Source organism: Mesorhizobium sp. M1E.F.Ca.ET.045.02.1.1 (assembly GCF_003952485.1).
In the GTDB taxonomy this organism is placed as follows: domain Bacteria; phylum Pseudomonadota; class Alphaproteobacteria; order Rhizobiales; family Rhizobiaceae; genus Mesorhizobium.
In genome coordinates this window covers 3,369,025-3,385,115 of the sequence record NZ_CP034447.1, presented here as the reverse complement: position 1 = coordinate 3,385,115, position 16,091 = coordinate 3,369,025, and the positions used below count along the sequence as shown (strand labels likewise).

The 16,091-nt window shown below is 61.3% G+C and carries 19 protein-coding genes and 1 tRNA gene; 9 read left to right on the top strand and 11 right to left on the bottom strand.

What is annotated here, in order from left to right; translation table 11 throughout:
* Window positions 1-53: 53 nt before the first annotated feature.
* The gene (locus EJ070_RS16360) at window positions 54-851 is read left to right on the top strand and encodes an RNA methyltransferase (RefSeq protein ID WP_126092292.1); all 798 of its coding nucleotides are present in this window, start codon (window positions 54-56) and stop codon (window positions 849-851) included.
* 41 nt (window positions 852-892) lie between these two features.
* Here the strand turns inward: EJ070_RS16360 and EJ070_RS16355 are convergent, their stop codons facing one another.
* Both EJ070_RS16355 and EJ070_RS16350 read right to left on the bottom strand, forming a co-directional pair.
* On the bottom strand, window positions 893-2,038 hold the full coding sequence (locus EJ070_RS16355; protein WP_126092291.1) for a hypothetical protein: 1,146 nt from the start codon (window positions 2,036-2,038) through the stop codon (window positions 893-895).
* A 140-nt stretch (window positions 2,039-2,178) separates the two neighbouring features.
* On the bottom strand, window positions 2,179-2,760 hold the full coding sequence (locus EJ070_RS16350; RefSeq protein WP_126092290.1) for an EipA family protein: 582 nt from the start codon (window positions 2,758-2,760) through the stop codon (window positions 2,179-2,181).
* A 345-nt stretch (window positions 2,761-3,105) separates the two neighbouring features.
* On the opposite strand from EJ070_RS16350, the gene EJ070_RS16345 reads away from it, so the two are divergent.
* Both EJ070_RS16345 and EJ070_RS16340 read left to right on the top strand, forming a co-directional pair.
* Window positions 3,106-3,735: a histidine phosphotransferase family protein gene (locus EJ070_RS16345; protein WP_126092289.1), complete on the top strand. Its 630-nt coding sequence runs from the start codon at window positions 3,106-3,108 to the stop codon at window positions 3,733-3,735.
* 234 nt (window positions 3,736-3,969) lie between these two features.
* Window positions 3,970-4,338: a response regulator gene (locus tag EJ070_RS16340; protein WP_126092288.1), complete on the top strand. Its 369-nt coding sequence runs from the start codon at window positions 3,970-3,972 to the stop codon at window positions 4,336-4,338.
* A gap of 69 nt (window positions 4,339-4,407) precedes the next feature.
* On the opposite strand, the gene ctrA is transcribed toward EJ070_RS16340, so the two are convergent.
* Window positions 4,408-5,103 (bottom strand): cell cycle two-component system response regulator CtrA, encoded by a 696-nt coding sequence (ctrA, locus tag EJ070_RS16335; RefSeq protein WP_006203583.1) that lies wholly within the window; start codon window positions 5,101-5,103, stop codon window positions 4,408-4,410.
* A gap of 448 nt (window positions 5,104-5,551) precedes the next feature.
* On the opposite strand from ctrA, the gene EJ070_RS16330 reads away from it, so the two are divergent.
* Window positions 5,552-5,929, top strand: coding sequence for a flagellar export protein FliJ (locus tag EJ070_RS16330; RefSeq protein ID WP_126095789.1), 378 nt, complete (start codon window positions 5,552-5,554; stop codon window positions 5,927-5,929).
* An 86-nt stretch (window positions 5,930-6,015) separates the two neighbouring features.
* Here EJ070_RS16330 and EJ070_RS16325 read toward each other — a convergent pair whose 3' ends face one another.
* Window positions 6,016-6,420, bottom strand: a complete 405-nt coding sequence (locus tag EJ070_RS16325; RefSeq protein ID WP_126092287.1) for a helix-turn-helix domain-containing protein — start codon at window positions 6,418-6,420, stop codon at window positions 6,016-6,018.
* An 89-nt stretch (window positions 6,421-6,509) separates the two neighbouring features.
* On the opposite strand from EJ070_RS16325, the gene EJ070_RS16320 reads away from it, so the two are divergent.
* Entirely contained in the window at window positions 6,510-7,436 is a 927-nt protein-coding gene (locus EJ070_RS16320; RefSeq protein ID WP_126092286.1) for an NADP-dependent oxidoreductase, read from the top strand.
* Window positions 7,437-7,540: 104 nt separating this feature from the next.
* Here the strand turns inward: EJ070_RS16320 and EJ070_RS16315 are convergent, their stop codons facing one another.
* Complete coding sequence (locus EJ070_RS16315; protein WP_006203587.1) at window positions 7,541-7,816, bottom strand: DUF1153 domain-containing protein; 276 nt, start codon at window positions 7,814-7,816, stop codon at window positions 7,541-7,543.
* Window positions 7,817-7,915: 99 nt separating this feature from the next.
* On the opposite strand from EJ070_RS16315, the gene EJ070_RS36290 reads away from it, so the two are divergent.
* Window positions 7,916-8,068, top strand: coding sequence for a hypothetical protein (locus EJ070_RS36290; RefSeq protein WP_189350547.1), 153 nt, complete (start codon window positions 7,916-7,918; stop codon window positions 8,066-8,068).
* Window positions 8,069-8,075: 7 nt separating this feature from the next.
* Complete coding sequence (mnmA, locus tag EJ070_RS16310; RefSeq protein WP_126092285.1) at window positions 8,076-9,266, top strand: tRNA 2-thiouridine(34) synthase MnmA; 1,191 nt, start codon at window positions 8,076-8,078, stop codon at window positions 9,264-9,266.
* Between the two features lie 50 nt (window positions 9,267-9,316).
* Here mnmA and EJ070_RS16305 read toward each other — a convergent pair whose 3' ends face one another.
* Complete coding sequence (locus EJ070_RS16305; RefSeq protein ID WP_126092284.1) at window positions 9,317-10,282, bottom strand: Gfo/Idh/MocA family oxidoreductase; 966 nt, start codon at window positions 10,280-10,282, stop codon at window positions 9,317-9,319.
* Between the two features lie 230 nt (window positions 10,283-10,512).
* Between EJ070_RS16305 and EJ070_RS16300 the strand changes: the two genes are divergently transcribed.
* A tRNA-Met gene (locus tag EJ070_RS16300) sits at window positions 10,513-10,589 on the top strand.
* Between the two features lie 240 nt (window positions 10,590-10,829).
* On the opposite strand, the gene EJ070_RS16295 is transcribed toward EJ070_RS16300, so the two are convergent.
* Genes EJ070_RS16295 through EJ070_RS16280 form a run of 4 tightly spaced genes read right to left on the bottom strand, consistent with a single transcriptional unit; the run spans window position 10,830 to window position 13,924 of the window.
* On the bottom strand, window positions 10,830-11,579 hold the full coding sequence (locus tag EJ070_RS16295) for an amino acid ABC transporter ATP-binding protein (RefSeq protein ID WP_126092283.1): 750 nt from the start codon (window positions 11,577-11,579) through the stop codon (window positions 10,830-10,832).
* Window positions 11,580-11,588: 9 nt separating this feature from the next.
* Window positions 11,589-12,275 (bottom strand): amino acid ABC transporter permease, encoded by a 687-nt coding sequence (locus tag EJ070_RS16290; RefSeq protein ID WP_126092282.1) that lies wholly within the window; start codon window positions 12,273-12,275, stop codon window positions 11,589-11,591.
* Window positions 12,275-13,030 (bottom strand): amino acid ABC transporter permease, encoded by a 756-nt coding sequence (locus EJ070_RS16285; protein WP_126092281.1) that lies wholly within the window; start codon window positions 13,028-13,030, stop codon window positions 12,275-12,277. The genes EJ070_RS16290 and EJ070_RS16285 overlap by 1 nt, the downstream gene beginning before the upstream one ends.
* A 57-nt stretch (window positions 13,031-13,087) precedes the next feature.
* The gene (locus EJ070_RS16280; RefSeq protein ID WP_126092280.1) at window positions 13,088-13,924 is read right to left on the bottom strand and encodes a transporter substrate-binding domain-containing protein; all 837 of its coding nucleotides are present in this window, start codon (window positions 13,922-13,924) and stop codon (window positions 13,088-13,090) included.
* Window positions 13,925-14,106: 182 nt separating this feature from the next.
* On the opposite strand from EJ070_RS16280, the gene EJ070_RS16275 reads away from it, so the two are divergent.
* Window positions 14,107-15,108, top strand: coding sequence for a LysR family transcriptional regulator (locus EJ070_RS16275; protein WP_126092279.1), 1,002 nt, complete (start codon window positions 14,107-14,109; stop codon window positions 15,106-15,108).
* On the opposite strand, the gene EJ070_RS16270 is transcribed toward EJ070_RS16275, so the two are convergent.
* Window positions 15,096-16,079 (bottom strand): asparaginase, encoded by a 984-nt coding sequence (locus EJ070_RS16270; protein WP_245464898.1) that lies wholly within the window; start codon window positions 16,077-16,079, stop codon window positions 15,096-15,098. The two genes, EJ070_RS16275 and EJ070_RS16270, sit on opposite strands and share 13 nt — an antisense overlap.
* Between the last annotated feature and the right edge of the window lie 12 nt (window positions 16,080-16,091).

Sequence of the window (16,091 nt, the reverse complement as noted above, 5' to 3'; positions counted from 1 at the left end):
CCGCCCTATCCAAAGCTCCTTACCTCGCTGACAATCTTGCCGGCGATATCTGCATGAACCTCATTCCCATCGGCGACCCGCAGGATCCGCGTGTCGCTGCCTATCTCGATATCCGCGAGCGCGATCTCATCGGTCGCCACGGGCGCTTCGTCGCCGAGGGCAAGGTGGTGCTGGATCTTCTTTTGTCGACCGGGCGCTTCGCCGCTGAGTCGGCCCTCATTCTCGAAAACAGGTTGGCCGGCCTGGAAGGCGTCCTGAGCAAGGCGCCGGCCGGCTTTCCGGTCTATGTCGCCAGCGGCGAGGTCATGGACCGTATCGCCGGCTTCCACATGCACCGCGGCATATTGGCGATCGGCGTTCGGGGTGCTCCTCAGCCGGCGCAGGCTTTGCTCGAAGCCTTGCCCGCAAGCGCGCTGGTCGTCGTTCTGGTCGGCATATCCAATCACGACAATATGGGCTCGATCTTCCGCAACGCCGCGGCCTTTGGCGCGGATGCCGTGCTTCTCGATCCAACCTGCTGCGATCCGCTCTATCGCAAGGCGATCCGCGTTTCGGTCGGGGCGGCGCTGAAGGTTGCCTTCGCGTCCTTCGGCGACACTACGAGCTTGATCGCAACGCTCGACCGGCTTGGCTTCACCCAGTTCGCGCTCTCGCCGCGCGGCGAAACCGACATTCGCGCGGCGGAAAGAACGCCTCGGCTGGCGCTCTATCTCGGCACCGAAGGCGAAGGCCTGCCCGAAGCTCTGCTCAACCGGCTGCGGACTGTACGGATCGGCATGGCGGATGGTTTCGACAGCCTGAACGTCGCTGCCGCTTCGGCCATTGCCCTGCATCACTTCTCGAAACGATAGCCGCTCAACCTGGGGGAGCGCCGCTTGGCCGACTGCCAGGATCAGTTGGTCGTGCTGGCCTTCTGCAGAGCCCTCACGCGGTCCGCGAGGCTGATGCCGCGTTCGCCGGCGCCCTGCCGCCCGTCGCGAGGAGTCGCCAAGGCTTTGGCAATGGGCGAATCCGGCCCGTCCAGCTTCATCGTCAGGTTGACGACCTCAGCCGCCAGTTCATTCATCTGCTCGCGAAGCGCCGCACCGGCGCGGCGCGCGTCGCCTGCCTGTTCGGGCCTTGCCGTTTCAAGCGCGGCGAGATCGGTCTTGAGCCGCTTGTTCTCACGCGCCAGCGCCGTCAGCCTCGACTCCAGCCGCTCCCGATCGCCCTCGAGCCTGGCGATAGCCTTGTCGATGCCTTCGACCTCGCCGGCATCGTGCGTTCCACCGTTTGCCGCGGGGGCCTGCTTTGGGCGTTCGCGCATCCGGGCAAGCTCCTTCTCGCGCCGGTCGAGCTTTTCCTCGCGGTCGGCAAGCGTCGCGAGCAGCCGTTCGACCTTCTTGTCCAGCTCGGCTGCCCGCTTCTTTTCCAACTTGAGCGCGTCTCTCGCCGCTTTGCCTTCCATGGCGGCTTCCTGATTGCGCCTTTCCGCTTCCTTGCGCTGGCTGCGCAGCACCGCGATGTCGTTGGCGAGCTTGTCCAGTTCCGATTCGCGGGCCACGAGCTCGATCTGGCGGTTGCTGGAAGCGAAGCTGGCGTCGTCATACATCTGCTCCAGCTTTTGCAGCTCCAGCGCGCGCTTCTCAAGCGAGCGCTCCGTTTGCGCCAGCTTTTCCGACACCTTGTGCAGTTCCTCCTCGCGTTGCCTGAGCTCGGCGTTCTTTGCCTGCAGATCGGAAAGGGCCTGGTTCTTGTCCTTCGTTTCGACCGTCAACCCCTTCAGCGCCTCGCGGCCGCGGCCGATCTCGACCAGTTGCTCGGCCGCCTTCTCCTTGAGGCTCTTGATGTTCATCTCGAGCCGGCGCGTGGTCATGGCGAATTCGGCGCGAACCCGGTCCTTCTCCGCCAGGATCTCGGCAGGTGTCAGCGGCATCGAGGCTTCGAGGCGCCTGCGCGTCAAGACGACGGCCCGCCGCCAGACGGCCGGCGCGATCAGCGACACCAGGAAGACGGCGCAGAGGAAGCCGAGTGCGAAGAACAGGACCGACTGGACCAAGATGGACTAATCCGTATGCGAGGCGGCAACCCGCCAATGCCCGACTGTGCCACCTTGGCATGGCGGAAATCCAGCGCCGCGGCAAGAGCTTGCCACGGCGCGATCAGGCTTATCCGAGCGGTTGTGACAATCCTGTCCGCTCAGAACGGATTCCAGGTCGCCCGCTCGGTAAGCTTCAGATAGCCGAGATTGACGCCGAGCCGGGCGCCGACGCCGGTACGGATCGGAACGATGAGCACCCTGTTGCTCTGCAGCACGTTGAAGCCGACGCCGGCCACGACATAGGCGGAACCGGCAACACCGCCAAAGCGGTTATAGAGGCTGCTGATGTCGTCCAGATTGTAGACCAGCATCATCACGCGCGACCCTTCGCCGCCGAAATCCCAGCCGAGCGACGGGCCTTGCCAGAACACCTTATGGTCGCCGGCATTCTTGGTGTAGAGAGTGCCCTCGCCGTAGGTCAGGCCGCCGATCAGCGCGCCGGATCCTTCTTCCCCGAGCAGATAGCCGTTGGGCAGGCCGTAGGACGCGAAAATCTTTTCGACCACGGTGGCGAGGCCGCCCGACGTCGCGCCGAAGAACTTGTGGCCGGAATCGATGATCTCCTGGGCGGTATATTCCTGGGCCCGCGACGCGGAGGTCGAGAAGATGAGGACGCCCACGAGGGCGATCGTCATGGTGAGGACGCGGACGATAGTCCGGTCATAGAATCGGGAAAACATGCTTCCAATCTCCGTCAGGGAGCACTTTCGCCGACGCCTCGTACCCCTACGGCTCTTGGCGGCCGCTTCGAGATGACTATCACGGGCAAACTATGCCGTAATCCTTTTTCAACCATTAAGCTGGCGCAGGAAGATGGCAGTTCGAAGGCTGGCGGCCCGGCACAGTCCCTTTAGCCTCGTTTTCAAGGCGTAAACGCACCATTTTCGCCGTCCGCGGCTGCGGATTTGTTGATGCACGGGCGGGCGCTGTGTATTCAGAGGGCGTTGGAAAGAGCGTGATTCGCGTGGCGGGCGCGAAAATCGGTCGCTCGGCCATGAATATGTGAACTAGCAGGGATTTATCCGATGGCCGAGCTCTTCACCCTCTCCGCCCCCGATCTGGCGGCGCTTCTGTGCAGCCGCGTATGCCATGACATCATTTCGCCGGTCGGCGCCATAAACAACGGCCTCGAACTGCTCGACGAAGGCGGCGCCGACGAAGACGCCATGAAGCTGATCCGCCAGAGCGCCAGGAACGCCTCGGCGCGCCTGCAGTTTGCCCGCATCGCTTTCGGCGCCGCCGGCTCTGCCGGCATGATGATCGACACCGGCGACGCGGAGGCCGTAGCCATTGCCTTTCTGAAGAATGAGAAGCCGGAACTGGTCTGGAACGGGGCTCGCGCGCTGCTGCCCAAGAACAAAGTCAAGCTGCTGCTCAATCTCATTCTCGTCGCCAATGCCGCCATACCGCGCGGCGGCAAACTGGTGGTCACGCTGGAGAACCTCGAGACCGAGCCGCGTTTTTCGCTGTCGGCCAGCGGCCCGATGCTGCGCGTGCCGCCAAAATTCCTCGAGCTGCATTCCGGTCACAAGCCCGAAGAGCCCATCGACGCCCACTCGGTCCAGCCTTATTACACGCTGCTTTTGGCGCGTGAGGCCAACATGACGATCTCGATTCACGCGACGGCCGAAGAGATCGTGCTGTCGGCGGCCTGAAGACAACGGCCAAGAACAGGTCAAGTATTCATTCCACTGATATTTCCGCTTGCAATGCCAGAGGGGCAATCCTTACCATTGCAGGTGTATTGGTTCGGCGGCGAAAAAGCGCGCAACGCGCCTCTTTGGAAAAACTTTACCTAACGGCTTTTCAGCTTCTTTACCGGATTGCTCTAAGGTGCCCCACGGTTACCGGAGGTTGCCGGTTCGGCAGATGGCAAAGAGGACCCGGAAATGAAGCGCTGCCTGTTCGTGGACGATTCGAGCGTCATCAGGAAAGTTGCAAAGCGTATCCTTGGCGGTTCGGACATCCTGGTCATCGAAGCGGCCAACGGGCTTGATGCGATCGAGATGTGCTCCACCGAAATGCCCGATGTCATCGTTGTCGACGGCGGCTTGGCCGACATGCAGGCAGTGGACCTCATTCGCCGCATCCGCGCCATCGAAAGCCCCGTCAAGCCGCAGATCCTGGTTTCGCTCGTCGAAGTCGACGTCGCTTCGATCATGCGGGCGAAACGCGCCGGCGCCCAGGGCTATCTGCTGAAGCCTTTCAACCGGGCGCAGTTACTCGAGAGCTTCCGCTCCCTGAAGATCGCAGCCTGAGATTTTCGATATCAAAAAACGAAAAACCCGGCCAAAGCCGGGTTTTTCGTATGAATTTCTTGGCTCCGCTCAGGCGCTGACGCGGATGTCTTCAGGCTCGCGCAGCACATAGCCGCGACCCCATACAGTCTCGATATAGTTCTGGCCGCCGGAGGCCGCGTCGAGCTTCTTGCGCAGCTTGCAGATGAAGACGTCGATGATCTTCAGTTCCGGCTCGTCCATGCCGCCATAGAGATGGTTGAGGAACATTTCCTTTGTCAGCGTCGTGCCCTTGCGCAGCGAGAGCAGCTCCAGCATCTGGTATTCCTTGCCCGTCAGATGCACGCGCTGGCCACCGACCTCGACCGTCTTGGCATCGAGATTGACCACCAGGTCGCCGGTCGTGATGACCGACTGGGCATGGCCCTTGGAGCGGCGCACGATGGCATGGATGCGTGCCACCAGTTCGTCCTTGTGGAAGGGCTTTGTCATGTAGTCGTCGGCGCCGAAGCCGAGGCCGCGCACCTTGTCCTCTATGCCGGCCATGCCGGAGAGGATCAGGATCGGCGTCTTGACCTTGGAGAGGCGAAGCGTGCGCAGCACTTCGTAGCCCGACATGTCGGGAAGGTTGAGATCGAGAAGGATGATGTCGTAGTCGTAGAGCTTGCCGAGATCGACCCCTTCTTCGCCGAGATCGGTCGTATAGACGTTGAAGCTCTCCGATTTCAGCATCAACTCGATGCTTTGTGCGGTTGCACTGTCGTCTTCAATCAGCAGAACACGCATTTCATTCCCCTTTTCTGCTGCCGGACCGCGTCACGACCCGTCCGGGACCGGAGCAGTGATTGCCTGAACAGAAGGTGCCACTGACTGGTTAACAAATCCTAATTTCGTGCCGAACACGATATCAGATTTTTTAACCCCTTTCTACACCCACTTGAATCTAATAACGAATCACAGACCCAAATCGCTCATGTACCACATTAATTAGTCAGCCTAAGTGACTCCAGAGACTCGCAGGCCTGGGCTTCCCGCCGCAGCCGGAATTTTTACCCGGCCTTAAGTCCTCGCCCGTATGATTAACAATGCCCGTAAACGAATGGTTACCGCCGGCAAAAATCTTTAGGGCTTTGTTTCCCATAGCGTTGGGAAAGCCGGGGGAAACGGGTGACGCTTGGGCCTTTCCAGGCTGATGGGACGATATGCAGGTGTGCGTTTCCGGGAGTACCGAGTCATGAAGTCACGTGAAAACCTCGTTCGGCTGAAGCAGTTTCAGGTGAATGAGAAACGGCGCCAGCTGTTGCAGTTGGACATGATGATCGCCGAGTTCGAGCGCATGGCCGTCGAGTTGGAGGCGCAGATCGTCGCCGAAGAGAAAAAAGCCGGCATCACCGACATCAACCATTTTGCCTACCCGACCTTCGCCAAGGCAGCGCGCCTGCGCCGCGACAACCTCAGGAACTCGCAGGGCGACCTCGCCCAGCAGCGAACCACGGCCGAATCATTACTCGGCGAAGCTGAAGCGGAGCTTTCCAAGGCGGAGATGCTGGAATCGCGCGACAGCAAGATCCGCGACGCGGAAGTGGGCGGCCGCAGCGCCATGATCGGCTGAGTGGATCGCTATTCGCCCCAACGCCGGTGCCCGCCGGCATCGCTGTTGAAACCCGCGCCGGGACAAATCCCGCCCGCGCCCCCGCTTCAAGGCAGCACTGCCATATCGTCCTGATGGTTCGCCGATGCCCGCGCGCGGGCATCCTTGATGTCGGGCGCATGCTCTTCCGCCCATGACCGGATTTGGCTGAGCAGTCCCGCCAGGTTCTGGCCGAGCTCCGTCAGCTCATATTCAACCCGCGGCGGGATGACCGGATAGACCTCGCGCCGGACAAGGCCGTCGCGCTCGAGCACACGCAGCGTCTGGGTCAGCATCTTCGGCGTGATGCCTTCCATCTTGCGCGCCAGTTCGCCATTGCGCAGCCGGCCGCGCCTTAGCGCGCAGACGGTCAGATAAACCCATTTGCTGGCCAGCATCTCGAGCACGGTATGCGACGGGCAGGTGCGCCGGAACGCATCGTAGCCGAAGGGGGTGGAGTTATCACTATCCATGAGGTACCTATATATAGAAAAGGTACATACTAGACAACAGAATATTACTATCCAAATGATAGCGGCATATTCATTCATGGGAGACCTTGATGCGTGCGGTTATCCAGAACTCCGTCGGTGGACCCGACGTCCTTTTCGTCGCCGAGCAGCCAGACCCCTCGCCCAAGCCTGGCGAGGTGCTGGTCCGCGTCGAGGCGGCGGGCATCAACCCTGTCGATGGCGCCGTGCGCGGCGGCTTTTACCCCCTGCTTGGCGAGCCGCCTTTCATTCTCGGCTGGGATATTTCCGGAACCGTCGAGGCGCTTGGCGCCGGCGTGACCGCCTTCAAGGTCGGCGACGATGTGTTCGGCATGCCGCGCTTTCCGAAACAGGTCGGAGCCTATGCCGATCTCGCGGCCGCGCCGGCGGACGAGATCGCCATCAAGCCTGCCGGCATCGATCATGTCCACGCCGCGGCGCTGCCGCTGGCTGGCCTTACCGCCTGGCAAGGCCTCGTCCGGCACGGCCGCATTCAGTCCGGCCAGCGCGTGCTGATCCACGCCGGGGCTGGTGGTGTCGGCCATCTGGCTGTGCAGATCGCCAAAGCACGCGGCGCTCATGTCGTCTCGACCGCCAGCCCGGGCAAGCTCGACTTCGTTCGCTCGCTCGGCGCCGACGAGGTCCTCGACTACACCAAGGGTGATTTCACTGAGAAGGCCGGCGGCTTCGACCTGGTGCTGGAGACTGTCGGCGGCGACCACGCCGAGGAGTCGCTTAAGGTGCTGGGGGACGGTGGCGTGCTGGTCTCGCTGCTCAATGTCCACGACACGACAAAGGCGAAGGCAAAGGAGCGGAACATCCGCGTCGAGCGCATGTCGGTGACGCCCGACCGCGAGGGCCTTGTCGAACTCGCCAGGCTGGTCGATGCCAAGAAGCTGTCGGCCCACGTGGCGAAAGCCTTCCCGCTCGATCAGGCAGGCGCAGCCCATGCCTTCCTTGCGACCCGGCCGATCGGCAAGGTCGTGCTAACGGTCTGACCAAAGCATGTCTCCCGAAAGTGGGAGCCGGTTTCGGGACAAAGACATGCGTAAAATCAAAAACCTAGAGCGCACGGAGCGAATCTGAAAGATCGCGAGGCGCTTTAGTGCCGGTATTGCTGGATTCGCGTCGTGCGCAGCCCGGCAAGGCCATATTCGTCGATCGACGCCTGCCAGGAGAGAAATTCCTCGGTGGTGAGCTTGTAGCGCTGGCAGGCTTCCTCAAGACTGAGCAGTCCGCCGCGCACCGCCGCGACCACTTCCGCCTTGCGCCGGATAACCCAGCGCCGCGTGTTCGTCGGCGGCAGGTCGGCTATCGTTAGCGGGCTGCCGTCGGGCCCTATAACATACTTGACTCTAGGTCTAACCAGATCGGTCATTCGTACTCTCTACTAAAAACTCAAAGACCCAATCCCCGCCACAGTACCGCCACAGCTTTAAAATTTGCCTAAGCGAACCCTAATGACTAGGTAAGGATCGTGAACGTCACGTTAGGTTTTTGTTCGGCATTTGAGACAATCGCGGTCGGAGCCCTGATTTTGCCGGGAAAAATCGCTTCGGCAGGCAAGCTGGCGCACCCGGGTCGCTTGACCTATATTCCGGCCATTGGCAGCCAGCGCCACGCAGATTGAAAGAACCATGAACAGCCTCGATCTTCCCGGACGCCCAGAAAACACCCGCGTCGTCGTTGCCATGTCGGGCGGCGTCGATTCGTCGGTCGTTGCCGGCATCCTGAAGCGAGAGGGCTATGATGTCGTCGGCGTCACCTTGCAGCTTTACGATCACGGCGCGGCCACACACCGGGCGGGTTCCTGCTGCGCCGGCCAGGATATCGACGACGCCCGCCGCGTCTCCGAGACGCTCGGCATCCCGCATTACGTGCTCGACTACGAAGAGCGCTTCCGCAAGGCGGTCATCGATCCCTTCGCCGAGAGCTATGTCGCCGGAGAGACGCCGATTCCCTGCGTGTCGTGCAACCAGACGGTCAAGTTCGCCGATCTTTTGGCCACCGCGCAGGATCTCGGCGCCGACGCCTTGGCCACCGGCCACTACATCCGCTCCCGCGCCAATGGCGCCCATCGCGCGCTCTACCGTCCGGTCGATGCCGACCGCGACCAGAGCTATTTCCTGTTCGCCACCACGCAGGCGCAGATCGACTATCTGCGCTTTCCGCTGGGCGGCCTCTCTAAGCCGCAGGTGCGGGCGATCGCCGAGGAGATGGGGCTGACGGTCGCCGCCAAGCAGGACAGCCAGGACATCTGCTTCGTACCGCAAGGCAAGTATTCCGACATCATCGCCAAGCTGAAGCCGGCGGCCGCCAATCCGGGCGACATCGTCCATATCGACGGCCGCGTGCTCGGGCGCCATGAAGGCATCCTGCGCTACACGATCGGCCAGCGCCGCGGCATCGGCATCGCCTCAGGCGAGCCGCTTTATGTCGTCCATCTCGACGCCGACCGGGCGCGCGTCGTCGTCGGCCCGCGCGAGGCGCTGGAGACGCACAAGATCTATCTGCGCGCCATGAACTGGCTTGGCGACGGCCCGCTCTCGGACGTCCCCGCCGGCGGCATCGAGCTTTTCGCAAAAGTCCGTTCGACCCGGCCGCCGCGCCCGGCCGTGCTGCATCATCGCGACGGCGTGACCTCGGTCGAGCTGGTCGACGGCGAATCCGGCATCGCGCCCGGGCAGGCCTGCGTGCTCTATTCCGATGACGGCAACGAGGCGCGTGTCTTCGGCGGCGGCTTCATCGAGCGCTCCGAGCGCGGCGCCGAGGCCGAGGCCATGCTGTCGAGGCTTGCGGCGCGGCCCGCGCACATTCCCGCCGAGTAAGCCAAAGCTTCCGCCAGCCGCTACAGTTCAGGATCGTCTTTGCAGGCGGCTCAGGCCGATGAACCGCTATGCGTCACCGTGCCCGCCGTCAGGATGCGCAAAACCCGGATCGCTTCCTCGCCGTCGGTGCGCGGTTCGGCGCGCGTCTCGATGCACTGCATGAAATGGGCAAGCTCCCGCGTCAACGGCATGCCTTCGCCGACTGCCACATAGGACGGCTCGTTCGCGGTGAAGGCCCACTGGCCGCTATCCTGCCAGACCGCGTGCCGATAGACGGCAAGCTTGCGCTCCCACGGCTCGACATCGTCGAACACCGCCATTGCCTTGGTGCCGACCACGGTCAGCCGCCGCTCGCGATAGGGATTGAGGCGAGAGGCGAAGAGATGACTGCGCACGCCATTGGGAAAACGCATGTGCAGATGCGCGAAGTCGCTGAGATTGTCTAAGAGCGCCGCGCCCTCGCCCCTGACCTCGATCGGTTCGGTGCCGGTGATGGCGAGGATCATCGACAGATCATGCGGCGCAAGGTCCCAAAGCGCGTCGTTCTCGGTATGGAACTTGCCGAGGCCGAGCCGGTGCGAGTGGATATAGCGGATCTCGCCGAGCTCGCCATTGTCGATGAGCGCCTTGAGCGTCTCGAAGGCAGGATGAAAGCGCAGCACATGGCCGACCATGAAGACGCGGCCATTGTCCCTTGCCGCCTTCACCGAACGCTCGGCGTCGGCGACCGTCAGCGCGATCGGCTTCTCCACCAGCACGTCCTTGCCGCCTTCGACGGCGCGCACCGCCATGTCGGCATGGTATTGCGGCGGCAGCGCCATGACGATGGCATCGACATCGGCGCGCTCGAACAGCTTGTCCGGCTCGATCGCCAAGCAGTCCTGCTCACTGGCGAAGCCTTCGGCGCGAGCGCGGTTGACGTCGGAAACGGCGTGGAGCGCGCCGAGCGCCTTGAGGGTGCGGATGTGGTTGCTGCCCCAGTATCCGCAACCGAGGACTGCGATGCGCGGCTTCATTCGTTCAAACTCTAGAATTTCATGGCCGAGACATAGCGACGTGCCCGGTCGAACTCAACCCCGCTGCATGCGCTTCAGTGCCTGCCCGGCAAAGCTTTTCTGGGATTGGATTATACTGGTGCGTCCGGCTTGACAGGTTTGCCCTGCCAACCTTATATCCGCGCGACCTTGGCGAACGCCTCGAAATTGCCCGATCCCTGGGCGGTTCCTCGAGCCTCTTCGTCACTCCTGGCGGAGTAGCTCAGTTGGTTAGAGCACGGGAATCATAATCCTGGGGTCGGGGGTTCAAGTCCCTCCTCCGCTACCACGAACCTCCGCTACCACGAATCCGTTAAGCGTTTGAAATACTTATTAAAATCGAAATTTATGGTAGCGCTCTCGGGCAAAATTTCTCAATAATTTCAATGCGGCGCCGTCAGTTTGCTCAGCCGCAATTCAGGTGCCGGGAGACGGTCGCGATCGCGCCGGAAGCGGACGTTTGGCACCCGAGCGACGACCGCGCCGACATTGTCGATGAGGTCAAAGATGTGCTCAGTGGAAACAATGCCTACAGAACTTTGGAAAGGAATTCCTTGGTTCGCGGATCACTTGCACGTGCGAAGAAGTCGGCGGGCGGTGCATGCTCAACGATCACACCCTTGTCGGTAAAGTAGATATGGTCCGCCGCCTCGCGCGCGAAACCCATCTCGTGCGTCACGAGAATGCAGGTCATGCCATCCTCGGCGACTTTCCTGACAGCGGAAAGCACTTCCTTCACCATCTCCGGGTCCAAAGCCGCGGTGACTTCGTCGAAGAGGATAACTTCGGGCTCCATGCACAGCGCCCGCGCAATCGCAACACGTTGCTGCTGGCCGCCTGACAGCTCTCCAGGATAGGAGCTCGCTTTGTCTGGAAGGCGCATCTCGCCGAGGAGCTTGCGGGCGCGTTCTTCGACCTGAGGCCGAGGCTGCTTCAGCACCTGGATCGGCGCCATGGCGACATTCTCCAGCACCGTCTTGTGCGGGAACAGATTGTATTGCTGGAAGACCATGCCAACACGATGTCGAAGCTTGACCTTGTCGACTTTCGGATCGTTGACCTTGATCTCGCCGACCGTGATGACGCCTTCATTGATCGGCGTCAGCCCGTTGATCGTTCTCAGAATTGTCGATTTACCCGATCCGGACGGGCCAATGATGGCCACGACTTCGCCCTTTCGGATATCTATGTCGATGCCGCGGAGAACCTCGACGGCTCCGAAAGACTTGCGAACACCGCGAAGCGCAATCAAGGGCTGGGACGAGCTGGAGAAGTTCATATCGAAACCTCATTTCGTACGGAAGCGGCGCTCGAGCATCAGGGACAGGCGGTTGATCGGCCACGTGTAGATGAAAAACATCGCCAGCAGCGAAAGGTACATCGGTATCAGCATCCGCGAGTCCGACACCGCCTGAACTGCCGCCTGCGTCCTGCCCAAAGCCTCTTCCACGCCAACGATCACCGAGAGTGGGGTCGCGGTAAGGAGGAGCGCATAGAGGTTCATCCACGGTGGGATCATCCGAGTAATGCACTGCGGCAGAATGATACGAAACAGCGTTGCGCTACGCCTGTAGCCCAAGGCTTCGGCGGCCTCCCACTGACCACGCGGGACGGAGTTGACCGCCCCACGTACGATTTCCGAGAAATTTGCGGCCACGGGGAACGAGAACCCTATCGTGGCGCGTAGCCAGCTCGGCATAACTATCACGGAGCCGCCGATACTGACCTGATAGGGCATCAGGAAGATGCAGTAGAACAGCAGGACCAGCCACGGTGCGTTGCGGAACAATTGCGTGGCCAGCCGCGAGGGCCAGCCGACAATGCGCAGGCTCGACAGTTGTCCCAGCCCCAGGAACGTCCCAACGGTCGTGCCGATGGTGATGGCAAGGACGCTCATCAGGATGTTGAGGCCAAATCCTTTCAGGAGGAAGGGCATCCACTCCAGGAGGCGACCGAACAAGTTCAGGTCCCCCATCACCCGACTCCCAGACCAAATCCGGGCAAACGTGTCGCCGCCTCAACCCGGTTGATGATGAAGACGACGGCTCCGGTCAGCCCCAGGTAGATCAGCAGCATGACGTTCATCATCTCGATGGTGTTCAGCGAATCCGACCAGATCTGGTTGGACACGTAGAGGAGCTCAGCTACGCCGACCGCGTAGGCGACCGTCGTTGCCTTGGTCAGGTCGACTAAGTTGTTCGACAGCGAGGCGAAAGAGAATCGCAGCGCCAGTGGGACCGTGACGGAGATGAAGGCCTGCGTGCGACTGTAACCCAGCGCCAGGGCAGCTTCCTCGTAGGAATTGTGAACCGCGCCGACACCGGAGCGGAACGTTTCCACGTTGAACGCGCCGGAGTAGAGCGAAAGCGAGATAACCGCCCAACTGAAACTGCCAAGGAGCGGCACCGGCAGGCCGATCTCATTCTGTGACACGGGCATGATGCTGCCAATCGCGAAGTAGAAGAAATACATCTGCACAAGCAGCGGCGTGTTGCGGAAAAGCGCAACATAGGCACGTACGACCGCTGTAGCGGGTCCCTTACTTAGCGTGAGAATCGCGGCGCCTGCTGCGCCAATAATGATGGAGAAGAATCCGCTGAGCACGACCAACAAAAGCGTGTTGCCGAGACCCTTCACGAAGCGATCGAAGTCGAACGCATCGTAAAAGATGGTCAGGTTTATCCCGGAGTCCGCGAGATGACGAAAGAATGTCTGGATGTCGGCAATCATAAGCCCTGACCTCAGTTGGTCCGGCGCCGCGGCGCCGGACATGCCGTTATGCAAGGATCAGTCGATGTGGTCCTTCAAAGCGTCATGCATCCTGATCAAGAAGGCTGAGTTCTTGATGCCGTTCGCTTTTTCCAGATCGAGGAGTGTGCCGTCCCGATGCATCTCCGAGATCACACCCGCTACGAAGTAATAGAAGGGCGACGACTGATCCGCCTGCCGCACCGCCATGCCCCAAGGCGTGTCTGCCTGAATTGGCAGCGGCATCTGGTAACCTGCCCATTTCGGGTCACTCAGGCGAACGTTAATTTGGTTATCGTCCTCCAGCAGGCCGATGCAGCGCCCCTGGGTCATGGCGGCTTCGGTCTCCGCGGTGCCCGGGAAAGCGAGAACCTTGATGCCGAATTCCTCCTGGGCCGGCTTGTTGTACCAGGCGCCCTGGACGGCACAGACAGTCTGGCCGGAAATCTGGCTCCATTGGGTGGCCTTCACTGCAGCCGGCAGGAATACTGTATAGCCGGACGAATAGTAGTTCGGATGCACGAATGTGACGATCTTGCGCCGTTCAGCGGTATCCGAGGCCGATGCGATCATCAAATCGATCTGGCCCTGCGCGAGGAATTCGAAGCGATTGGCAGAATTGACCTTGACGAATTCGGTCTTCACGCCGAGGACCTTGGCAATCTTGTTACCGATATCGACTTCCATACCCTTGAAGCTGCCGTCCGCAGCCCGGTATGACCACGGTACATAGTCGTCCTTCGTGCCGATCTTCAGCACGCCGGCCGCTTTTACGCGGCAAAGTGTATCGGTGCCGCAGTCGAGCGTCTGGGCGTAAGCTACTGATCCGGTGAATGCGATGCCGGCTGCAAGCGCCAGTGCCTTCAGGTTAATCATTTCAATTCCCTCTGATGGAGTTCAGTCCTCAAGAACCAACCTGTGCCCGTTTTTTTCTTTGGACTTCTGTTTGCGCAGCGCAGGTACTCAGTACGCAGCAAGCCTGTTGAATGTCCTGTCTTGCGGCAATGGCAAATCACTATTAGTAGTGAGATTACTGGAAACCATTATCCTGACTGCACATGCTGCTCCCCGACTTGCATGCTCTGGAAATCGCCGCGACCGTCATTGAGGAAGGCAGCATGAGCGCCGCAGCGGCTCAGCTTGGCCTGACGCAATCCGCGGTGTCGCAAGCGGTGAAGCGCGCCGAGGCACAGATCGATGTGCCGCTCGTGCATAGAGACCGCCGACCTCTGGTACCGACTGAGGCAGGCCGAGTTCTCGTTGCCCATATCCGGGAAATCGCCCTCAGGGCCGAGCGAGCGGTCGAGGAGGTCAGAGCGACGGCATCGCGCCCCGAGCGCCAGGATCTGCGTCTCGGCATGGTGGATACGTTTGCGTCGGCGGTTGGGCCGGTCCTGATCCGCGACCTTATGGAAGGGTCTATCGCCTTGCGCGTGACCGCCTTCTCAGGGCTGGCCCACGCCCATACCGATGCGCTGATGCGGCATGAGATTGACGCGGCGATCAGCTCAGACCCCATGGGAGAACTCGACGGGCTGATGCGGTTCCCGCTCTTTCGCGAGCCTTTCGTGCTGGTCTGTCCCGCCGCTTGGGGGGATATGCTGCGCAACCGGCCATTGCGGGACGTTTTGTTCGAGCATCGCCTAATCCGCTACAGTGCCCGCTCCCATATGGGCGCACAGGTTGAGCGGCACCTGCGGAGGCTACGCATTGAGCACCCGCAGGTGCTCGCCTTCGATACGTCGGACTCGCTGCTGGCCATGGTAGTCGGAGGTATGGGAGTGGCAATCATGACACCTCTCTGCCTCCTCCAGGGCGCAGTGCACTTCCCGGCGCTTGCCGTGCTACCCCTGCCCAGCCCTGGCTTTTCAAGGGAACTGACACTCATCACACGGCGCGGTGAGTTCGACACGCTCGGGCCGCGTATCGCCGAGGCCGCACGCGATATGCTGCGGCGTTACACACTGCCCCAGATCATCGGCCAGATATCGTGGCTTGAAGAGATGTCAAAAGACATGGTCTGGTCCCCGGCTTCGCCGGATGCAGCTCAAATCGACTGAAAAACCTGCGCAATTTTCTGCGGGGTGTCTTCTCGCGCAAGACAAAGGGCGAGAAGGATACGAGCCTTCTGTGGATTGAGATCGTTGCCAGCGATAATGCCCATGGCCTTGTGCCGGGCGCTGTCAACAACCTGGCCTGCTCCCGCGCGCGACGACTGCACGACGACAACCCCAGCCGCTATCGCGTCGGCCAGGGCAGCGGTCTCGGCCGGCGATCCTATTCCGGGACCGAAGCCAGCGGACACGATGCCTCTCGCGCCAGCCTCGACAAATGCCCTGATCGCGCAACCGTCGGCGCCGACGTAACTGTAAGCGATGTCGACGCGCGGCAGCCGACGCAGCAAATCTTGTGGGAAACCAGCCGCTTTTGGCCGAGGTTGCCTTGCCAAGCTGACTCGCGATCCGTCGATGGTGCCTATTGGTCCAAGCCAGGGCGATTGGAAGGCGTTCAGACGCAGCGTGTGGTTCTTCGTGACAGCACGCGGCGAATGGACTTCGTCATTCAGAACGACGAAAACGTTGCCTCCGTCCTCGTGCTTCGCAGTTGCGACGCGGACAGCGGCCGCCAGATTCGCGCCCGCATCCGAAGATATGCCCGTGAGCGGCCGCATGGACCCGGTGACGACCACTGGGACCTTGACCTCCAGAACCAGCGACAAGACCCATGCTGTTTCTTCGAGGCTGGCCGTTCCGTGGCCGATCACTATCCCATCGAATGTTGAGTCACGGGATAGCTGTCGGCACAGGCTGGCCAGGTCGGCCCAGTCAGCGGACGAAATCGCCGTACTGTCCATCCGCCGGAAATCGATAGGTACGATATCCGCAATTGTACCCAGCAGGCCGGACCGCTCCAGGAGTGTCCGTGCATCCACACGCTCATCTGAAGCATTGTAGTCCAACAGATCGAATGGGTCGCTCCCGATGGACGCGATGGTTCCCCCGGTTCCAATGAAAGCAATTCTGGGCAGCAAGCTGGGTCCTCG

Excerpts from the sequence above, each read along its gene's own strand:
- EJ070_RS16280 (WP_126092280.1), bottom strand. The coding sequence starts at position 13,924 with ATGATTAACCTGAAGGCACTGGCGCTTGCAGCCGGCATCGCATTCACC.
- EJ070_RS16330 (WP_126095789.1), top strand. The coding sequence starts at position 5,552 with ATGAAGTCACGTGAAAACCTCGTTCGGCTGAAGCAGTTTCAGGTGAAT.
- EJ070_RS16345 (WP_126092289.1), top strand. The coding sequence starts at position 3,106 with ATGGCCGAGCTCTTCACCCTCTCCGCCCCCGATCTGGCGGCGCTTCTG.
- EJ070_RS16325 (WP_126092287.1), bottom strand. The coding sequence starts at position 6,420 with ATGGATAGTGATAACTCCACCCCCTTCGGCTACGATGCGTTCCGGCGC.
- EJ070_RS16320 (WP_126092286.1), top strand. The coding sequence starts at position 6,510 with ATGCGTGCGGTTATCCAGAACTCCGTCGGTGGACCCGACGTCCTTTTC.
- EJ070_RS16295 (WP_126092283.1), bottom strand. The coding sequence starts at position 11,579 with ATGAACTTCTCCAGCTCGTCCCAGCCCTTGATTGCGCTTCGCGGTGTT.
- EJ070_RS16305 (WP_126092284.1), bottom strand. The coding sequence starts at position 10,282 with ATGAAGCCGCGCATCGCAGTCCTCGGTTGCGGATACTGGGGCAGCAAC.
- ctrA (WP_006203583.1), bottom strand. The coding sequence starts at position 5,103 with ATGCGTGTTCTGCTGATTGAAGACGACAGTGCAACCGCACAAAGCATC.
- EJ070_RS16350 (WP_126092290.1), bottom strand. The coding sequence starts at position 2,760 with ATGTTTTCCCGATTCTATGACCGGACTATCGTCCGCGTCCTCACCATG.
- EJ070_RS16360 (WP_126092292.1), top strand. The coding sequence starts at position 54 with ATGAACCTCATTCCCATCGGCGACCCGCAGGATCCGCGTGTCGCTGCC.
- EJ070_RS16285 (WP_126092281.1), bottom strand. The coding sequence starts at position 13,030 with ATGATTGCCGACATCCAGACATTCTTTCGTCATCTCGCGGACTCCGGG.
- mnmA (WP_126092285.1), top strand. The coding sequence starts at position 8,076 with ATGAACAGCCTCGATCTTCCCGGACGCCCAGAAAACACCCGCGTCGTC.
- EJ070_RS16290 (WP_126092282.1), bottom strand. The coding sequence starts at position 12,275 with ATGGGGGACCTGAACTTGTTCGGTCGCCTCCTGGAGTGGATGCCCTTC.
- EJ070_RS16275 (WP_126092279.1), top strand. The coding sequence starts at position 14,107 with ATGCTGCTCCCCGACTTGCATGCTCTGGAAATCGCCGCGACCGTCATT.
- EJ070_RS16340 (WP_126092288.1), top strand. The coding sequence starts at position 3,970 with ATGAAGCGCTGCCTGTTCGTGGACGATTCGAGCGTCATCAGGAAAGTT.
- EJ070_RS16315 (WP_006203587.1), bottom strand. The coding sequence starts at position 7,816 with ATGACCGATCTGGTTAGACCTAGAGTCAAGTATGTTATAGGGCCCGAC.